Raw genomic sequence first — 17,270 nt, 5'->3', positions numbered from 1 at the left:
ATAAGCACGTCCTCGCCAGGGAAGGCGCGACATATCCGACACCCTTCCCTCCTAGACTAAGCTCGTCGAAGGGTGGGGAAGCGTGGCGCATCACGACCGTTAGCCGGCGTAGTCGCGCTCATCGGCGATCACCTTGCCATCGTTGGGAAGCGAGCCCGGAGGGGCGACTTCGATGGTGCCGCCGAGCTTGGTGATCTCGCGCAGGGAAGCGGCCACGGCCTCGGTGTCGACCGATGCCCCGCCGGCCGGTTCCACGTGCAAGGCCATGACGTCAGCCGAGCCCTTTCGTGTCACCACCAGGCGCGCCCGCGAAAGCTCGCGGTGGCGCTTCATCAGCTCGGCCACCTGCTCGGGGTCGACGAACATGCCCTTGACCTTGGTGCGCTGGTCGGCGCGGCCCATCCAGCCCGCAATCCGCATGTTGGTGCGCCCGCAAGGGCTCACCCCCGGCAGAACGGCGGAGAGGTCGCCGGTGCCGAGCCGCACCAGCGGATAGGCAGGGTTGAAGTTTGTGACGACCACTTCGCCCACTTCGCCGTCCTCCACCGGCTCACCGCTGCCGGGACGGACGATCTCGACGATCAGGTTCTCGTTCACCACCATGCCGGGCAGCGGGTTGCCTTCTGTACCCGCCGTCTCGTAGGCGATGACGCCGAACTCCGCCGTGGCGTAGCATTGGAAGACGCGGACGCCGCGCTCCGCATATTCCGCCCGCAGCGAGGGGAAGAGCGCGCCGCCGGAGACGAGGCCGAGGCGGAAGGAGGAAAGGTCCTTGTCCGCGTCCGCCGCCCGGTCGAGCATGACCTTCAGGAAATCCGGCGTGCCGCAATAAACCTGGGGCCTCAGCGCGCTCGCCGCCTCCACTTGGCCGTCCGTATTACCGGTGCCGGCGGGAAAGACGGTGCAGCCGAAGGCTCGCGCGCCCTCGTCGAGCACGAAGCCGCCCGGCGTCATGTGATAGGCGAAGGCGTTGTGGACGATGTCGCCGGGATGCACGCCGGCGGCGAAGAAGGCGCGCGCGGCCTGCCACGGGTCGGCGCCCGGCGCCTGCGGCTCCCAGATGGGACCGGGAGACATGAAGACGCGCGTGCCCTTCAACGCCTCCGCTACGGCAAAGCCGCCGAAGGGCGGCTCCTCGCGCTGGCGCTTCAGGAGTTCCGCCTTGCGCAGGACCGGCAGCCGTGCAAGGTCGCGGCGCGAGCGGACATCTTCCGGCGCGATCCCGCCGAGCCAGCGGCCAAGCCCCGGCGCCTTTTCCATGGCGGCTGCCAGGAACGCCGGCAGCCGGGCGAAGAGATCCGCCTCGCGCTGTTGTGGATCGCGGGTCTCGAGGCTGTCGAAATGCGCGCCCATGAACTCCTCCCTTTGCGCCCCTTATCGCAGGAGCCTGATCCAGCGTGCAAGGTTGATGAGCGAAATCAATGCGCCGGCGAGATAGGTGAAGGCGGCGGCGCGCAGGACGGAGCGCACGGCCGGCATATCGGCGGCCGCGACATACTGCCCGTCATCGAGGATCGGCAGCGCCTTGGCGAAGCTGGCGTCGAACTCGACCGGCAGGGTTACGAGATTGACGATGACGCGGAACGACAGGAGCCCGATGCCGACCGCAATCAACGCCAACATGGCAACCGGCGTGCGCGCCAGGATCGCCAGCACGGGCGCGGCGACGAAGAAGATGCCGGCCAGCCGGTCCGTGGCTTGCGCCACGCGCGCCAGCGTCTGCCGCATCGCCAGCAGTCTCTCGCCGCGCGCATCCTGGATTGCGTGCGAGACCTCGTGCGCGGCGATCGCCACCGCCGCCAGCGAGCGCCCCGAATGGTGCTGCGGCAGAAGGCGGACGGCCTTGCCTTGAGGATCATAGTGGTCGCCGGTGTCGGTGGTCGCGACAGTCACATGCGCCAGGCCGAAACGGTCGAGTAGATGGCGGGCCAGCTCGCCGCCGGTGCCGGGCAGATCCGGCCGGTCGGCGGCGTGGCGGGAAAGCGTGTGACGCACCCAGAGCTGCGGCAGAACGACGATGGCGAGGACGGCAAGAGCTACAATGCCTATCATCCGGCCACCTCCGCCGCAGCGGCCTCACGGAAGAAGTCAGCTCGCCCGGGTCAGAACGAAATTCTGTCCTGCCGAGCTTGTGCAATTCATCTGGTTGAAACGACCGCCGGAGGCTGCACCCACCTTCAGGCAGTTGACCGTCTGCGGCTCGCGGACGCGCGATTGCACGGAGATGCTCACCATCCCTCCCGGTTGCTCCTGATAGCTCCCGGTGGCAAGCACTTCGCCGGTGTCGGCCGCGCGGGTCTCGAAGGCGCCCCCTCTAAAGCTGGACATGATCCCTTCCGCGCCGATCCAATTTCCCTCTACGCCGCTCTGCTGCACCGGCACAGGCCCTCCTCTGGGAGCGACCATCGCACAACCGGAAACGGCCAGCATGGAAGCGAGAGCCGCGCAGGAAACAGATTTTCGAAATGTGACCATGACGGCCTCCCATATGTGGAAAGTGGCTTTTTCGCCGGTCTTTCAGTGAAAAGGCAAGCAAAAGTCGTCCGTGCAGTGCGCTAACGCACCAAGATGTTGCGGAATTGCCATGGGTCCTCCTTGTCGATGTCCTCGGGGAAAAGGCCCGGCCGTTGATCGATCGGCGTCCAATCAGTGTAATAGCCTTTCACCGGCCCGAGATACGGAAGCTGGATTTCGAGGCAGCGGCGGTAGTCCATCTCATCGGTCTCGACAATGCCGGCTTCCGGATTCTCCAGCGCCCAGACCATGCCCGCAAGCACGGCGGAGGTGACCTGGAGGCCGGTGGCATTCTGGTAGGGGGCGAGTTCGCGCGTCTCCTCCAGGGAAAGCTGTGAGCCATACCAGTAGGCGTTCTTCTCATGGCCGTAGATGAGCACACCCAGCTCGTCTATGCCGTCCACCAGCTCGTTCTCATCCAGCACGTGATGGACCGGCTGCGGCTTGCCGGCGGCGCCGAACATCTCGTGCAGAGACAGCACCGCGTCGTTGCAGGGATGGTAGGCGTAGTGGCAGGTGGGGCGGTAGGTGACCTCGCCGTTACCGCCGCGCAGAGTGAAGTAATCGGCGATCGAGACGGACTCGTTGTGGGTGACGAGGAAGCCATATTGGGCACCTGGCGTCGGGCACCAGGTGCGCACTCGGGTGTTGGCGCCCGGCTGCTCCAGGAAGATCGCCGCCTTAGAACCCTCCTTCTGCTCGCGCGCGTTCTCGGGCTTCCACTTCTCGTGCGTGCCCCAGCCGAGTTCAGCCGGCTGCATGCCTTCCGAGATGAAGCCCTCGACGGACCAGGTGTTCCAGAACACATCCATGGGCTTGGGCTTCTTGGTACGCTGGGTGTCGCGCTCGGCGATGTGTATACCCTTCACGCCAAGCCTCTGCATGAACTTGGCCCAGCCTTCACGATCGTCCGGCCCCGGCTCCTCGAAGGCGAGCTTCATATCCTGGGCCAGGTTGACAAGCCCCTGCTTGACGAACCACGAGACCATGCCCGGATTGGCGCCGCAGCAGGAGACGGCGGTAGTGCCGCCGGGATTCCTCAGCTTTTCCTGGCGGACGGTCTCGCGCAGGGCATAGTTGGTGCGCGAGGCGTTGTCGGCAGTGGTATCGAAGTAGAAACCCAGCCACGGCTCCACCACGGTGTCGATATAAAGCACGCCGAGCTCGCGGCAGAGCTTCATGAGGTCGAGCGAAGAGGTGTCGACGGAAAGGTTGACGCAGAAGCCTTGGCCCTCGCCCTCCGTCAAAAGCGGGGTGAGCAGGTCCTTGTAGTTCTCCTTGGTCACGGCGGCCTGCACGAACCCGATCCCCCGCTCGTCGAGCACCTTCCGGTCGGTGTCGACCGGATCGATAACCACCATGCGCGACTTGTCGAAGTTGAAATGGCGCTCGATGAGGGGCAGTGTTCCACGGCCGATCGAGCCAAAACCGATCATGACGACAGGGCCGGTGATCTCGCCGTGAATGGGCCAGTCTTTGTTAGCCATTTCAGGGGGTTCTCCTCGTTGGACGTGCGTGAAGGCGTAACGGTCAAAACACAGAACGGCGTCACAATAAAGGGAGAAAGCGCCAGCGGCTCAGGTGGAGGCCGGCACCTCCCCCGTTGCGAAACCGGCTTTCAGAAGGCATTCCTCGTACTCCTCACGGGCGGTGGAATCGAAAACCACGCCGCCGCCCACGTTGAAGACTGCCTCGCCACCCGGATAAAGCGAGATCGTGCGGATGGCGACGTTGAAGCGCATGCGCCCGTCGGGCGCTGCCCAGCCGACGGCACCGCAATAGACGTCGCGCGGCGCGGTTTCCAGTTCCCGCAGTATCTTCATGGCGCTGATCTTCGGCGCCCCGGTGACGGAGCCGCACGGAAAGAGGGCGGAAAGGATGTCGGCGAAGGTCACGCCTCGGCTGAGCTTGGCGCGCACGCGGCTGATCATCTGGTGCACGGTCGGGTAGGTCTCGACGTGGAAGAGCTCCGGCACGTCCAGCGTGCCAACCTCCGAGATACGCGAGATGTCATTGCGCAGCAGGTCGACGATCATGCGGTTTTCCGCCTGGTTCTTTGGGTCGTTGCGCAGCGTTTCCTTGAGGGTGGCGTCCTCCTCGACCGTCTTGCCGCGCGCCATCGTGCCCTTCATGGGCAAGGTTTCGATCCAGCCATCCGCCGAGACTTCGAAGAAGAGCTCCGGCGAACGCGAAAGCACCGCCGGCCCGCCGAGATCGACAAATGCGGCGTAGCGAACGGGCTGACGCGCCGTCAGTGTGTCGAAGAGCGCCAGCGGATCCCCCTGCCAGCGCGCGGTTACGGGAAAGGTGAGATTGCCCTGGTAGCAATCGCCGCGGCGCAAATGGTTATGGAGGCGGGTAAAGCGGGACTCGTAGTCGGAAAAGCTCCAGGTGGCACGCGGGGCGAAGAGGCCAGGGTGCGTGTCCGTGGAGGACTGCGGCGACTCGATGTTCGCCGGCGCGTCGAAGACGCCGAGGCACAACAGAGGCGCGCGGCGCTCTTCCGGTAGGTAGGATGTCAGCGCGGGCTCCAGAACGTAGCCCGCTTCGTAGGAGATGTAGCCGGCAAGCCACTTGCCCGCGCCGCGCGCCGCTTCCGCACGCTCGAGCGCGGGGAGGAGTTCCGCAGGCTTGCTGACAAGCAGGATTTCTTCCGGCACGGCAAAGCTCAGCGCCTCGCCTTGCAGGTCGTTGCGAAAGAGCGCGACTTGGCGGCGTGGGTCCGGCATACCGGGAAGATATCACCCCTCGTCCAGCTCTTGCAGCTCGTCAATCAGCCCTTCGATGACCGCAAGCCCTTTGCCCCAGAAAGCGGGATCGGAGGCGTCGAGGCCGAAGGGGGCCAGAAGCTCCGAATGATGCTTCGTGCCGCCGGCCTTCAGCAGCTCGAAATACTTCTCCTGGAAGCCCTTCTCCGCTTGGCTGTAGACGGCGAAGAGAGAGTTCACCAGGCAGTCGCCAAAGGCATAGGCATAGACGTAGAAGGGCGAGTGAATGAAGTGCGGGATATAGGCCCAGAAGGTCTCATATCCCTCGCGCAGCTTCACCGCCGGCCCCAGGCTTTCCGCCTGCACTTCCAGCCACAGTTCGCCGAGCCGATCCGACGTCAGCTCACCCTTGCGGCGCTCGGTGTGTACCTTGCGCTCGAATTCGTAGAAGGCGATCTGGCGCACCACGGTGTTGATCATGTCCTCCACCTTCTGCGCCAGCATGGCCTTGCGCTCGCGCCGATCGGTGGTGCGGTCGATGAGCGAGCGGAAGGTCAGCATTTCGCCAAAGACGGAGGCCGTCTCGGCCAAAGTCAGCGGCGTCGCCGACATGAGCGCCCCCTGTTCGCCGGCCAGCACTTGGTGCACACCATGACCGAGCTCGTGGGCGAGCGTCATGACGTCGCGCGGCTTGCCCATGTAGTTTAAGAGCACATAGGGGTGCACGGAGGGCACGGTGGGGTGGGCGAAAGCGCCAGGCGCCTTGCCGGGCCGCACCGGCGCGTCGATCCAGTTGCGTTCGAAGAAGCGGCCGGCGATCTCCGCCATCTCCGGAGCGAAGGAACGATACGCAGAGAGCACCGTTTCCCTGGCCTCGTCCCAGCCGATAACGGTTTGCGGTGCCTCAGGCAGCGGGGCATTGCGGTCCCAGTGGTTGAGTGCATCCATGCCGAGCCACTTGGCCTTCATCGCGTAATAGCGGTGCGAGAGACGCGGGAAGGCCTCGTGCACGGCGGCGGCGAGCGCGTCCACCACCTCGCGCTCCACCCGGTTGGCGAGATGACGCGAGTCTGCGACGTCAGCGAAGCTGCGCCAGCGGTCGGAGATTTCCTTGTCCTTGGCAAGCGTGTTGGTGACGAGCGTGAAGAGGCGTATGTGCTCGCCAAGCGTCGCCGAGAGCGCCTCGGACGCCTTGCGCCGCTTCTCGCCGTCGGCGTCCTGCAAAAGGTTCAGCGTCGGCTCGAGCGTCAATTCCTCGCCGTCGACGGTAAAGCGCAGGCTCGTCATGGTCTCGTCGAAGAGGCGGTTCCAGGCACCGCGCCCGACCATCGAGCTTTCATGGAAAAGCTGCTCGATGCGGTCTTCGAGTTGGTGCGGCTTGTCCTTGCGGATGTCCAGCACCCACGGGTGGTAGTGGCTGAAAAGCGCGTCCTGCTCGAGCGCGGTGTCGATCAGTGCGTCGTCGATCTTGTTCAGTTCGAGCGTGAAGAAGAGCAGGTGTGTGCTGGCGTCGGTAAGTTTCTCCTGGACGTCGCCATAGAATTTCGCACGCTTCGGATCCGACGTGTCCGAGGCATAGACGAGGCCGGCATAGGAGCCGATGCGACCGAAAAGCTCGTCGAGCCCTTCATAGGCGCGCACTGCCTCACCCAGTCGTCCTTCGCTTCCCTTCGCCGCCTCGTCCGCCAGACGGCCCTTCCACGCCTCCTCGAAGGCACGTGCCTCCCGCTCGGCGCGTGCCATGTCGTCCTTTACCTCGCGGCTGTCCATCGCTGGGTAGAGATCGGCAAGGTTCCACTCGGGCAGGCTGCCGAGATCGGCTGTCTTGCGGGCGCCTGCCATCGCGGGTTCCGCCGCGCGGGCGATGGTGCCGGACCGATCTGGAGATAGAACCATGAGGGGTACTCCTGTCTGCGGGCTCAAAGCCCGTTGTAACTGCGGAACGAACCCATAGTGTCCTGAAAACAATCTGCGTTCTCGATATCAAGGATTCATTCACCGGGTTTCTTGAAGGCCTGTTTAGAAGCCTGTGCCATATTGTTCCAGTCTTCCAACGAGCGTATGTGCGCGATTCCTTCGAAGCTGTTGCATTCATGCCCGACACGATCTTGATAGTTGACGACGACCCGGTGCAGCGCCGCCTTCTCGACGCGATGGTCCGGAAGCTGGGATATGCGCCGGTGCTTGCTGAGGGCGGCGAAGAGGCGCTCGAAGCCGTGAACGGCGCGCGCCCGGCGGAGCCGCGTGCCGTCGTCATGGACTTAATGATGCCTGGGATGGATGGCATCGATGTGATGCGGCGTATGCGCCAGGCAGGCGTCGACGTGCCCGTCATCGTGCAGACAGCCAAAGGCGGCGTTGAGACGGCGGTGGCAGCCATGCGGGCCGGTGCCTTCGATTTCGTCGTGAAGCCGGTCTCACCGGAGCGGCTCGGCAAGGCGATCCACAATGCACTGAAGGTGGAGGCGCTGGAAGGCACGGTGCGGCGCAAACGCCGCAGGGAAAAGGGCTTTTCCTTCAGCGATATCGTTACCGGCAGCCCAACCATGGAGCGCGTCACCCGGCTTGCTCGCAAGGCGGCCGCCTCGGACATCCCCATCCTTATCGAAGGCGAATCGGGAGTGGGCAAAGAGCTGATCGCCCGCGCCATCCGCGGTGAGAGTGCGCGGCGGACGAAGCCATTTGTCACCGTCAACTGCGGGGCCATTCCCGAGAATCTCGTGGAAAGCATCTTGTTCGGCCACGAGAAAGGCTCCTTCACCGGCGCCACGGAGAAGCACACGGGCAAGTTCATCGAAGCAAACACCGGCACGCTCTTCCTCGACGAGATCGGCGACCTGCCGGCCGACGTCCAGGTCAAGCTCCTGCGTGCGGTGCAGGAGGGCGAGGTGGACCCGGTGGGCGCGCGCGGCACGGTGAAGGTTGATATCAGGCTGATTTCGGCCAGCAACCAGAATTTGCTCGAACGCGTGAAGGAGGGGCGTTTTCGGGAGGATTTGTTCTACCGGCTCAACGTGTTCCCGATCATGATGCCGCCGTTGCGTGAGCGCAAGGAGGATATCCCGCTCCTGGTACAGCATTTCATCGCCCGCTTTGCCGATGCGGTTCCCGGAGCACATGTCTCCGGCATCACCGCCGAGGCGCTCGACATGCTGTCGGCCTATGATTGGCCGGGCAATATCCGGCAATTGGAGAATGCCGTCTTCCGCGGGCTGGTGCTGAGCGAGGGAGAGATGCTGACGGTGGCCGAGTTCCCGCAGATCCGTGCGCAGGTAGATGGCATCGACGAGGCGTTGCTCGCTCCGCCGGAACAGGAAGCGGCACACGAGAGTGCCGCCGGGGGCGGTGGGGAAGCACCGCTGCTGCGCCAACCGCCTCACCCTGCGCTCCTGCGCGTTTTCGGCGAGGACGGCCATATACGGACGCTCGAAGCGACCGAGCGGGAAATGATTCGTCTTGCCATCGAGCATTATGACGGGCAGATGAGCGAGGTTGCCCGCCGGCTCGGCATCGGCCGCTCCACGCTTTACCGCAAGCTCAAGGAAATGGGCATCGACCCGGCCGAGGAGCGCGGCAGGTCGGACTGAGGCCCATCGGCCAGCGGCTTCAGCGTTCGTTCACCAAGCCCGGTCCAAATGCTGCTGCGCCACGTTGTTGCCACGCTCCTAGCGCATTGCCGTTTCAATAAGTCTCGGTTAACCATTGTCATGGAGACTGCGCGTACGTTCGGGGGCGCTGTTCGGCTCTCGTTTCGGGGACAATTGCTGCCGAAGGCCAAGGTTTGAAAAACGACGACGTTTCGCATCGCCGATTGCGCAAGGGAGGGTTCGGGCCGGTGAAGGTTCTGGCCGGGCTGATGCTTGCCGTGACCGTCCTGCTTACTGCCGTCCCGGCGGCCACCGCCGAGACACGCACACTGAGGCTCTATTTCCTGCATACGAAAGAGCGGGCCGAGATCGCCTACAAGCGCAACGGCCGCTATCTGCAGAGCGGCCTCAACCAGGTCAACCACATCCTGCGTGACTGGCGCCGCAACGAGCCCACCAAGATGGACCCGCGCCTGCTCGACCTTTTGTGGGAGGTCTACCGCGCCTCGGGCTCGCGCGACTATATCCATGTCGTCTCCGCCTACCGCTCGCCGGCGACGAACGCCATGCTGCGCAAACGCTCCAGCGGCGTTGCCGAGAAGAGCCAGCATATGCTGGGCAAGGCGATCGACTTCTATCTGCCGGACGTGAAGCTTTCCACGCTGCGCAATCTCGGCCTGAAGATGGAGGTTGGCGGTGTGGGCTACTATCCGCGTTCGGGCTCGCCTTTCGTCCACCTTGACGTGGGCAATGTGCGCCATTGGCCGCGCATGAGCCGCCAGGAGCTGGCTTCGGTCTTCCCTGACGGTAAGACGGTGCACGTGCCTTCGGACGGCAAGGCTATGCCCGGCTACCAGCAGGCGCTTGCCGCCTATGAAGCGCGTCAGCGCAACGGCGGCTCCATCCAGGTGGCCAACGACAGCGGCGGCCGCAACCGCGGGCGCGGACTTCTGGCCGCGCTCTTCGGCAGGGGCGGCGGTGCCGACGAGGAAGAGGACAACGCCGACACGCAAGTCGCCGCCGCGCCGCGCCCGGCGCAGGCCGTGCAGCAGGCGCAGCCGCAGGTGGCTCAGCAGCCGCAGGCTCAGCCGGAGCCCGGGACGCCAGCCACTATCCTCGCAGCACTTCCGGAGCGCTCGCTCCCCGTGCCGCGTATCGCGCCGCGTCCGAGCGCCGATGTCGGAACTCCGCAGCAGGCCGAGACGCCGGCACCCGAGGAGACGCCCGCTACCGCCGAGGAGGCGGCACCTCAGGAGGAGGCCACGCAGGTGGCGCTCAACGTGCCGCGGCCAACCCGGCGGCCAGACTACACGCCCGCGACAAAAACGGCGGAGAGTGAAAGCGAAGGGACGATGCAGATGGCATCTGCCTTCGTCACGCCCACGCGCCGGCCGGAGCCGCCGCGTTCTTCGGATGCGATCGCCGAGATCCTGGCCGCGCAGAAGGATGATGCGCCCAAGAGGGATGTCGAGGAGGTGCTGGCGGCTGCCGTGCCGGTACCGGCCGCCACGACAGGCCTTACGAGGCCGGAATATACCCTCGCCGCTCTGCCGAAAGAACCGCAACTCACCGAGCAAGAGCGCCAAGCGAGGCTGGCCGCCGTACACTCGGAACCGGCGGTCGAGCCGGAGCGGAGCGATGCGTCGCCACGCGTGGCACTTTTGAAGGCGAACGGCGGCGTGTCGCCGGAAGCGCTCCTTTCGGGCGGCGTAAAGACGACGCCCAAAGGCCCGAAGCCAACCGCCGTGGACACGCGTGACGTGCCAAAGCCGATGGTGCTGCCTGCCACGGTGGCAACGGCGCAGCACATGCTCAGCCGGGAATCGGTGCTCGACAGGGCGCCGCATGCCGACGTGCCTGCCTTCAGCGCCGAGATCGCCGCCGCGCCCAAGACCGTCTATACGGGCGGCTTCGAGCGAGGCGTCGAAGTGGCGGATGTCCGCAGCTTCAGCGGCAGGGCCATCACCTTCTTGTCTGTGGCGAAGTTCGAGTAGGGAACGTCCCCTGCGCGTCCAAATGGACGCGCGGCAGACTATCGGCGGGCAAGCTTCGCCGCTTCGCGCGCCAGTTCTTCCACCGCCTGCCAGTTGCCGGCCGCAAGCTCGGCGTCGGGCGCGACCCATGAGCCGCCGATGCACACCACGTTGGGCAACGACAGATAATCGGCCGCGTTCTTCGGCGAGATGCCTCCGGTGGGGCAGAAGCGCACGCTTGGGAGCGGTGAGGCGAGCGACTTCAGGAAAGCCGCGCCGCCCGCCTGCTCGGCGGGAAAGAACTTCAGGATCTCATAGCCCTCGTCGCGCATGGCCATGACCTCGCTTGGCGTGACCGCGCCGGGGAGGAAGGGCACCTCCGACCGGGTGGCCGCGTCCAGGAGCTCCTGTGTCGTTCCGGGTGAAACGATGAATTGCGCCCCGGCTACCGCCGCGCCGGCGAAATCCTTCCCCGTCAGAATGGTGCCGGCGCCAACGATGGCTTCCGGCACCTCGTCGACCACCAGGCGGATGGCATCCAGCGCATCGGGCGTGCGCAGCGTGATCTCGACCGCCGGCAGCCCGCCCTTGGCGAGCGCGCGGGTCAGCGGAACGGCATCGGCTATACGGTCGATCCTGAGCACCGGGATGACCGGCTGCCCGGACAGGATCTCCAGAAGCTTTTCCGTCTTCCTCTTCTTCATCACCGGCTCCAGCGTGGGTTTCGGTGCATCTCATAGACCGATTCAATGCGAATTCAAATGCCGCGGGCGGTTCAGGCTTTGACGATACGCCGCCATAGCTCGGCAATGCCGTCCCGCAGTGTCCGGTCCATGCCGGCCAACGGCAATGCCTTTTCCATCGCCTCCATGGTCGCCGGGCCGGCAATGCCGTCAGCCATCAGCCCCTGGCGGCGCTGGAACAGCGCAACCGCCGCCTCGGTACGGGGACCGAAAATGCCGTCGCTCGCCACCGGATGGCCGAGCGCGCGAAGCAGGTTCTGCAGGTGCCGCACCGCCGTGCCGTGGTCGCCCTTGCGCAGAAGGCCGGGCGTACCGGGCGCCACCGCCAGCCGACGCGCATGGCGGCGATAGGCGAGGGAGAGCTTTATGTGGTAGCTGTGCCCAGCGAAGGCGGGGCCGTTATAGCCACGGGCGAAGGCGGCCCAGTCGCGATTCCTGAGCGGCTCCATCAGCCCGGCCTTGTCGATATAGCGCAGCATGAGATCGAGCTCGCCTTCCGGTCCGCTGCGCGCTTTGTCCACCAACGCATCCACGTTCTTGTAGCCGAGCCAAGCCCAGTGGGCGCCCATCACCTGCCCCATGCCCCAGGAGGTGGATTCGTAGGCCCCGCGGCGGTCGATCTCGATCGCGCGCTCGAGCATCCGCCAGCGCGCAGCCTGCCCTGGCGGGTTGTGCACGGCGCCGGCGGTGGGTGCCGCAAGACCCTCGCGACGGGCCAGCTCCCGATCTGGCGGCGAAAGGCGGCGGTCGAAATAATGGCCTTCGAAGCGGATCAACGGCTCGCGCCTGCCGTTGACGACAGCATGCGTCCTGCCGCCGGTCTCCACCTCGACCAAGGCGAGAAGGAGCGCGGGGTCCAGGTCGGCGCGGCGGGCGGTGTCGATGATGCGTTCTATCGTATCGGCGGAAAACATGAAGGGACCTCCGTTTCTGTCTTGGTCCTATTTTCCGCCGCTGCGCACCCGCGGGGACAAACGCGGGTGTGTTTTGCTTCCGGAATTTTCCGCGCATCTTTCAACCATTTGTTATTGCTTGCAAATCTGGATGGTGCGGTAACTTGGTTTGGCCTATTTTATCCCCCGCCCGCCGACCGTGAGGATGGGCGTCATCGTCGTCACGCCCGGTTTTCACCGTCTGACCGTTGAACCCTCCGACCTCCCTTGGCCGAAAGGGCCGCACTTCCAAGCGCGCTTCATCCCGGCCGAGAAAGCGAGGCGGCAACGTTTTTCTTGCATCCCCCGAAAGCCAGTGGGAACATGTTCCCAATGCGTTACGAAACCGACATGGTGCGGCGGTAGAGCGGGATAATCAGGGAACCACTCGGGAGCATGATCATGAGAAAATTTGCAGTCCTGGCTTTGAGCACGTCGGCTCTGGCGCTGTCCGCGGCGCCGTCATTAGCCGACTACACGCTCAATATCCTGCACATCAACGACTGGCACAGCCGCATCGAGCCCATCAATAAATACGATTCCACCTGCTCGGCCGAGGACGATGCCGCCGGCGAGTGCTTCGGGGGTGCCGCACGCCTCGTAACGGCAGTGGGCGAGCGGCGTTCCGCGCTCAACGGCGAGAATGTGCTGTTCCTGAATGCCGGTGACAATTTCCAGGGCTCGCTCTTCTACACCACCTACAAAGGCGAGGTGGAGGCCGAGTTCCTGAACCTCATGGAGACCGACGCCATGGTGGTCGGCAACCACGAGTTCGACGACGGCGAAGACGGACTGGCCGCTTTTCTGGAGAAGGTCAAGTTCCCCGTGCTGGGCTCCAACGTGAAGGCGACGGAGGCTTCCGCGCTCGGCGATCGGGTGCGCGAATATGTCGTGCTCGAGGTGGGTGGGGAGAAGATCGGCATCGTCGGTGCGGTGGCCAACGACACGGCCGAGCTTTCCTCGCCGGGCGAGAACGTCTCCATCATCGACGATGACGAGGGGATCACCGCGGCGGTCGAGGCGGTTAAGGCTGAAGGCGTGAACAAGATCATCGCGCTCACCCATGTCGGATACCCGCGCGACCTCGCGGCCATCGCCAAGATACCGGGCGTCGACGTGGTGGTGGGCGGCCACACCAACACGCTTCTTTCCAACTCCATCGACGGCGCCGAAGGCCCCTACCCCACGATGGTGGACAACCCGGACGGCTATCAGGTGCCGGTGGTCCAGGCGAATGCCTATTCCAAGTATCTGGGCGAACTGAACGTCGTCTTCGATGACGCGGGCACGGTGACGGAAGCCACCGGCGACGTGCATCTGATCGACGCGTCTGTCGAGCCGGATGAAGAGGTGGCGGCGCGTGTTCAGGAACTTGCCGGGCCCATCGAGGAATTGAAGACCACGGTCGTCTCCGAGACGGCTGCACCTATCGATGGCAGCCGCGATACCTGCCGGGCGCAGGAATGCGAGATGGGCAACCTGGTGACCGATGCCATGCTGGCGCGGACCAAGGACCAGGGCGTGCAGTTCGCCATCACCAATGGCGGCGGCCTACGCGCCTCCATCGACGCCGGCGAGGTGACCATGGGCGAGGTGTTGGAGGTTCTGCCTTTCCAAAACACGCTTGCCACGTTTCAGTTGAAGGGGGCGGATGTCGTCGCCTCGCTCGAAAGCGGTGTCAGCCAGATCGAGGAGGGTGCGGGACGCTTCCCACAGGTCTCGGGCCTGCGCTTCACCTTCGACCCATCGGCCGAGCCCGGCAGCCGCGTCAGCGATGTCGAGGTGCAGGCGGACGGCAATGAATGGACGCCCATCGACCCGAACGAGACCTACACCATCGCCTCCAACAACTTCATGCGCGGCGGTGGCGATGGCTATAACCTGTTCGCCGAAAATGCCGAGAACGCCTATGACTACGGGCCGGGGCTGGAACAGGTGGTGGCCGACTATCTGGCAGAGAACAAGCCCTACCAGCCCTACACCGACGGCCGCATCACGGAAGCCGCGGCTATGGCGGAAGAGGCAGAAGAGCCGGAGGCCATGGCGGAGGACGAACCCACTGAGACGGCCGGGGACGACGCCATGACGGAAGAGGACGGCGAGATGGCCGCTTCCGAGGAGCCGATGGAAGAGACGGACGACGAAGCGGCGATGGCCGAGCCGAAGGCCGACGAAACGGAAACCGAAGGCGAGATGGCGGCTACGGAAGAGCCCATGGACGCTGCCGAGGAAGCGACCGCCATGGAAGAGACCTATGTCATCATGCGCGGCGACACCTATTGGGACCTCGCGCAGAAATTCTACGGCGATCCGGAGAAGTGGTCCACGCTGGCGGAGGCCAACCCGGATTTCGGCGAGCGCGGCCTCGTCGTCGGCGCCACACTGATCGTGCCGCCGGCCGAATAGTACCCGCCGCAGCCGGTCTTTTGGATGCCCCGCCTTCGGGTGGGGCATTCCTTTGCCTGCGGCCACAGGTGACATTGCCCTTGCGGCAAACTTCGTTAGGTGTACCTCACCCGAGGGAGCACGCCATGACCACCGTCGCGAAGGCCGTCAAGAAAACCGCCAAGACCAAAGGCCCGAAGCCTGCTGACATTCCGCCGGCACATGCCGGCAAGGTCGGCGTGCTGCTCGTCAACCTTGGCACGCCCGACGGCACAGACTACTGGCCGATGCGCCGCTATCTGCGCGAGTTCCTGTCGGACAGGCGCGTCATCGAATGGCCGCGCGCTGTATGGTATCCGGTTCTCTACGGCATCGTTCTCAGCACACGGCCGAAGAAGTCCGGCGCGGCCTACGCGAAGATCTGGAACCGGGAGCGCGACGAGTCCCCCCTGCGCACCTTCACTCGCGCGCAAGCGGAGAAGCTGGGCGCGGCACTCGCCGAGCACAAGCATATCGTCGTCGACTGGGCCATGCGGTATGGCAGTCCTTCCATCGAGACGGTGACGAAGAGCCTGATGGAGCGCGGGTGCAAGCGCATCGTGGCGTTTCCGCTCTACCCGCAATACTCCGCCTCCACCACGGCCACCGTGAACGACAAGTTTTTCGAAGCGCTGATGAAGATGCGTTTCCAGCCCGCCGTCCGCACCGTGCCCGCCTATTACGACGAGCCGGTCTATATCGATGCGCTCGCGCGTTCCATCGAGCGCCATCTGGCCTCGCTCGACTTCGAGCCAGAGGTGGTCATCGCCTCCTATCACGGTATTCCGCAAAGCTATGCGCAGCGCGGCGACCCTTATGGCCGCCATTGCGAGGAGTCCTCGCGCCTCCTGCGCGCGCGCCTAGGCTGGGACGACAACAGGCTTCTCACCTGCTTTCAGTCGCGCTTCGGGCCGGAGGAGTGGTTGCAACCTTATACGGACAAGACAGTGGAAAGGCTGGCGCGCGAGGGGGTGAAGTCGATCGCCGTCTTCAACCCCGGCTTCGTGTCGGACTGCCTGGAAACGCTGGAGGAGATTGCCATCGGGGCGGGCGAGATCTTCCACGAGGCCGGCGGCCGGAACTTCACCCACATCCCCTGCCTCAACGACAGCGAGGAGGGCATGGCGGTGATCGAGGCGCTGGTGCGGCGCGAGCTTTCCGGCTGGGTTTGAGGCGAAGCCTTCCTCGGTGCCTTTTGCGCACCTCGTCATCCCGGCCAGGGGAGCAAAGTGACCGCGAGCCGGGATCCATTCCGTGACCCGTCTACGTTCCGGAAAGGGCCGGACAGTCGCCGCTCTCGCCGCAGCTTCCGGGATGACGGCGCACGTGGACGCGCACAGTGAAAGCATTCCGCCAGCCGTGTTGTTGCCTCCTGCCATAATTCGTGAGATAGCATTGCGGCTTTCAGACCATTTTCACGCTGGGGAAAACAAAGATGTCTTTTTCAGGTTTTGATATTCTCATTCCCGTTCTTGTCATTCTCGTCCTGCTTCTGCTTTTCGCCGGCGTCAAAACGGTGCCGCAGGGCTATAACTATACGGTGGAGCGCTTCGGGCGCTACACGCGGACGCTGACGCCCGGCCTCAACATCATCGTGCCCTTCATCGACCGCATCGGCGCCAAGATGAACATGATGGAGCAAGTGCTGGATGTGCCGACCCAGGAGATCATCACCCGCGACAACGCCACCATCGCCGTCGACGGTGTCGCCTTCTTCCAGGTGTTGAGCGCGCCGCAGGCGGCCTATCAGGTGGCCGGGCTGGAGAACGCCATCCTCAACCTCACCATGACCAACGTCCGCTCGGTCATGGGTTCGATGGACCTGGACGAGCTCCTGTCCAACCGCGACACGATCAACGAAAAGCTCCTGCACATAGTCGACGAGGCGGCCAGCCCCTGGGGCATCAAGATGACCCGCGTCGAGATCAAGGACATCAATCCGCCGGCGAACCTTGTGGAGTCCATGGCCCGCCAGATGATGGCCGAGCGCAACAAGCGCGCGCAAATCCTTGAAGCCGAAGGCCTGAAGCAATCGCAGATCCTGGAGGCCGAGGGCCGGCGTGAAGCCGCCTTCCGCGACGCCGAGGCGCGTGAGCGCGCGGCGGAGGCCGAGGCGCGCGCTACACAGGTGGTCTCGGAAGCGATCGCCCAGGGCGATGTGCAGGCGGTGAACTACTTCGTCGCTCAGAAATACACCGAGGCGCTGGCCAAGATCGGTTCCTCGAACAATAACAAGATCGTGCTGATGCCCTTCGAAGCCTCTTCGCTCATCGGTACGCTGGGAGGCATTGGAGCAATTGCTCGCGATGTCTTCGGCGAGGACGGCAAGACCGTCCGCCCCGCCTCCCCGGCCCGTCCGCCCGCCGTCGGACCCGACCGCGGCTGAACG

General features: G+C 64.7%; 13 protein-coding genes. 5 read left to right on the top strand and 8 right to left on the bottom strand.

Annotated features, from left to right (window positions below; translation table 11 throughout):
* Window positions 1-99 precede the first annotated feature (99 nt).
* The 6 genes from N5A92_RS21160 to N5A92_RS21135 form a co-directional block, all read right to left on the bottom strand.
* The gene (locus N5A92_RS21160; protein WP_260906091.1) at window positions 100-1,353 is read right to left on the bottom strand and encodes a phenylacetate--CoA ligase family protein; all 1,254 of its coding nucleotides are present in this window, start codon (window positions 1,351-1,353) and stop codon (window positions 100-102) included.
* Between the two features lie 21 nt (window positions 1,354-1,374).
* Window positions 1,375-2,052: a zinc metallopeptidase gene (locus tag N5A92_RS21155; RefSeq protein ID WP_260906090.1), complete on the bottom strand. Its 678-nt coding sequence runs from the start codon at window positions 2,050-2,052 to the stop codon at window positions 1,375-1,377.
* Between the two features lie 36 nt (window positions 2,053-2,088).
* Window positions 2,089-2,406, bottom strand: coding sequence for an Omp10 family outer membrane lipoprotein (locus tag N5A92_RS21150; RefSeq protein ID WP_482155904.1), 318 nt, complete (start codon window positions 2,404-2,406; stop codon window positions 2,089-2,091).
* Between the two features lie 149 nt (window positions 2,407-2,555).
* Entirely contained in the window at window positions 2,556-4,001 is a 1,446-nt protein-coding gene (locus tag N5A92_RS21145; RefSeq protein ID WP_260906088.1) for a homospermidine synthase, read from the bottom strand.
* 90 nt (window positions 4,002-4,091) lie between these two features.
* Window positions 4,092-5,243, bottom strand: coding sequence for an aminodeoxychorismate synthase component I (locus tag N5A92_RS21140; protein ID WP_260906087.1), 1,152 nt, complete (start codon window positions 5,241-5,243; stop codon window positions 4,092-4,094).
* Between the two features lie 12 nt (window positions 5,244-5,255).
* On the bottom strand, window positions 5,256-7,118 hold the full coding sequence (locus tag N5A92_RS21135) for a M3 family oligoendopeptidase (RefSeq protein WP_425248624.1): 1,863 nt from the start codon (window positions 7,116-7,118) through the stop codon (window positions 5,256-5,258).
* A 197-nt stretch (window positions 7,119-7,315) separates the two neighbouring features.
* On the opposite strand from N5A92_RS21135, the gene N5A92_RS21130 reads away from it, so the two are divergent.
* Together N5A92_RS21130 and N5A92_RS21125 are read left to right on the top strand one after the other, a co-directional pair.
* A complete protein-coding gene (locus N5A92_RS21130; protein WP_260906086.1) occupies window positions 7,316-8,809 on the top strand; it encodes a sigma-54-dependent transcriptional regulator in 1,494 nt (497 codons plus the stop codon).
* A gap of 269 nt (window positions 8,810-9,078) precedes the next feature.
* The gene (locus N5A92_RS21125) at window positions 9,079-10,803 is read left to right on the top strand and encodes a peptidoglycan L,D-endopeptidase MepK (RefSeq protein ID WP_260906337.1); all 1,725 of its coding nucleotides are present in this window, start codon (window positions 9,079-9,081) and stop codon (window positions 10,801-10,803) included.
* A gap of 38 nt (window positions 10,804-10,841) precedes the next feature.
* Here N5A92_RS21125 and N5A92_RS21120 read toward each other — a convergent pair whose 3' ends face one another.
* Together N5A92_RS21120 and N5A92_RS21115 are read right to left on the bottom strand one after the other, a co-directional pair.
* A complete protein-coding gene (locus N5A92_RS21120) occupies window positions 10,842-11,486 on the bottom strand; it encodes a 2-dehydro-3-deoxy-phosphogluconate aldolase (RefSeq protein WP_260906085.1) in 645 nt (214 codons plus the stop codon).
* Window positions 11,487-11,557: 71 nt separating this feature from the next.
* A complete protein-coding gene (locus N5A92_RS21115) occupies window positions 11,558-12,439 on the bottom strand; it encodes an N-acetylmuramidase domain-containing protein (protein ID WP_260906083.1) in 882 nt (293 codons plus the stop codon).
* Between the two features lie 420 nt (window positions 12,440-12,859).
* Between N5A92_RS21115 and N5A92_RS21110 the strand changes: the two genes are divergently transcribed.
* From N5A92_RS21110 to N5A92_RS21100, 3 genes are all read left to right on the top strand, one after another.
* Window positions 12,860-14,863 carry a 5'-nucleotidase C-terminal domain-containing protein gene (locus N5A92_RS21110; RefSeq protein WP_260906082.1) on the top strand — a complete coding sequence of 668 codons (2,004 nt, stop codon included), beginning with the start codon at window positions 12,860-12,862 and terminating at the stop codon, window positions 14,861-14,863.
* 125 nt (window positions 14,864-14,988) lie between these two features.
* Window positions 14,989-16,053: a ferrochelatase gene (gene hemH, locus N5A92_RS21105; RefSeq protein ID WP_260906081.1), complete on the top strand. Its 1,065-nt coding sequence runs from the start codon at window positions 14,989-14,991 to the stop codon at window positions 16,051-16,053.
* Window positions 16,054-16,316: 263 nt separating this feature from the next.
* Window positions 16,317-17,267, top strand: a complete 951-nt coding sequence (locus N5A92_RS21100) for an SPFH domain-containing protein (RefSeq protein ID WP_260906080.1) — start codon at window positions 16,317-16,319, stop codon at window positions 17,265-17,267.
* Window positions 17,268-17,270 lie beyond the last annotated feature (3 nt).

Origin of the sequence: Chelativorans salis, assembly GCF_025336525.1 — a bacterium.
In the GTDB taxonomy this organism is placed as follows: domain Bacteria; phylum Pseudomonadota; class Alphaproteobacteria; order Rhizobiales; family Rhizobiaceae; genus Chelativorans; species Chelativorans salis.
The sequence above is the reverse complement of the archived record's forward strand: the minus strand, read 5'-3'. Positions and strand labels throughout refer to the sequence as shown.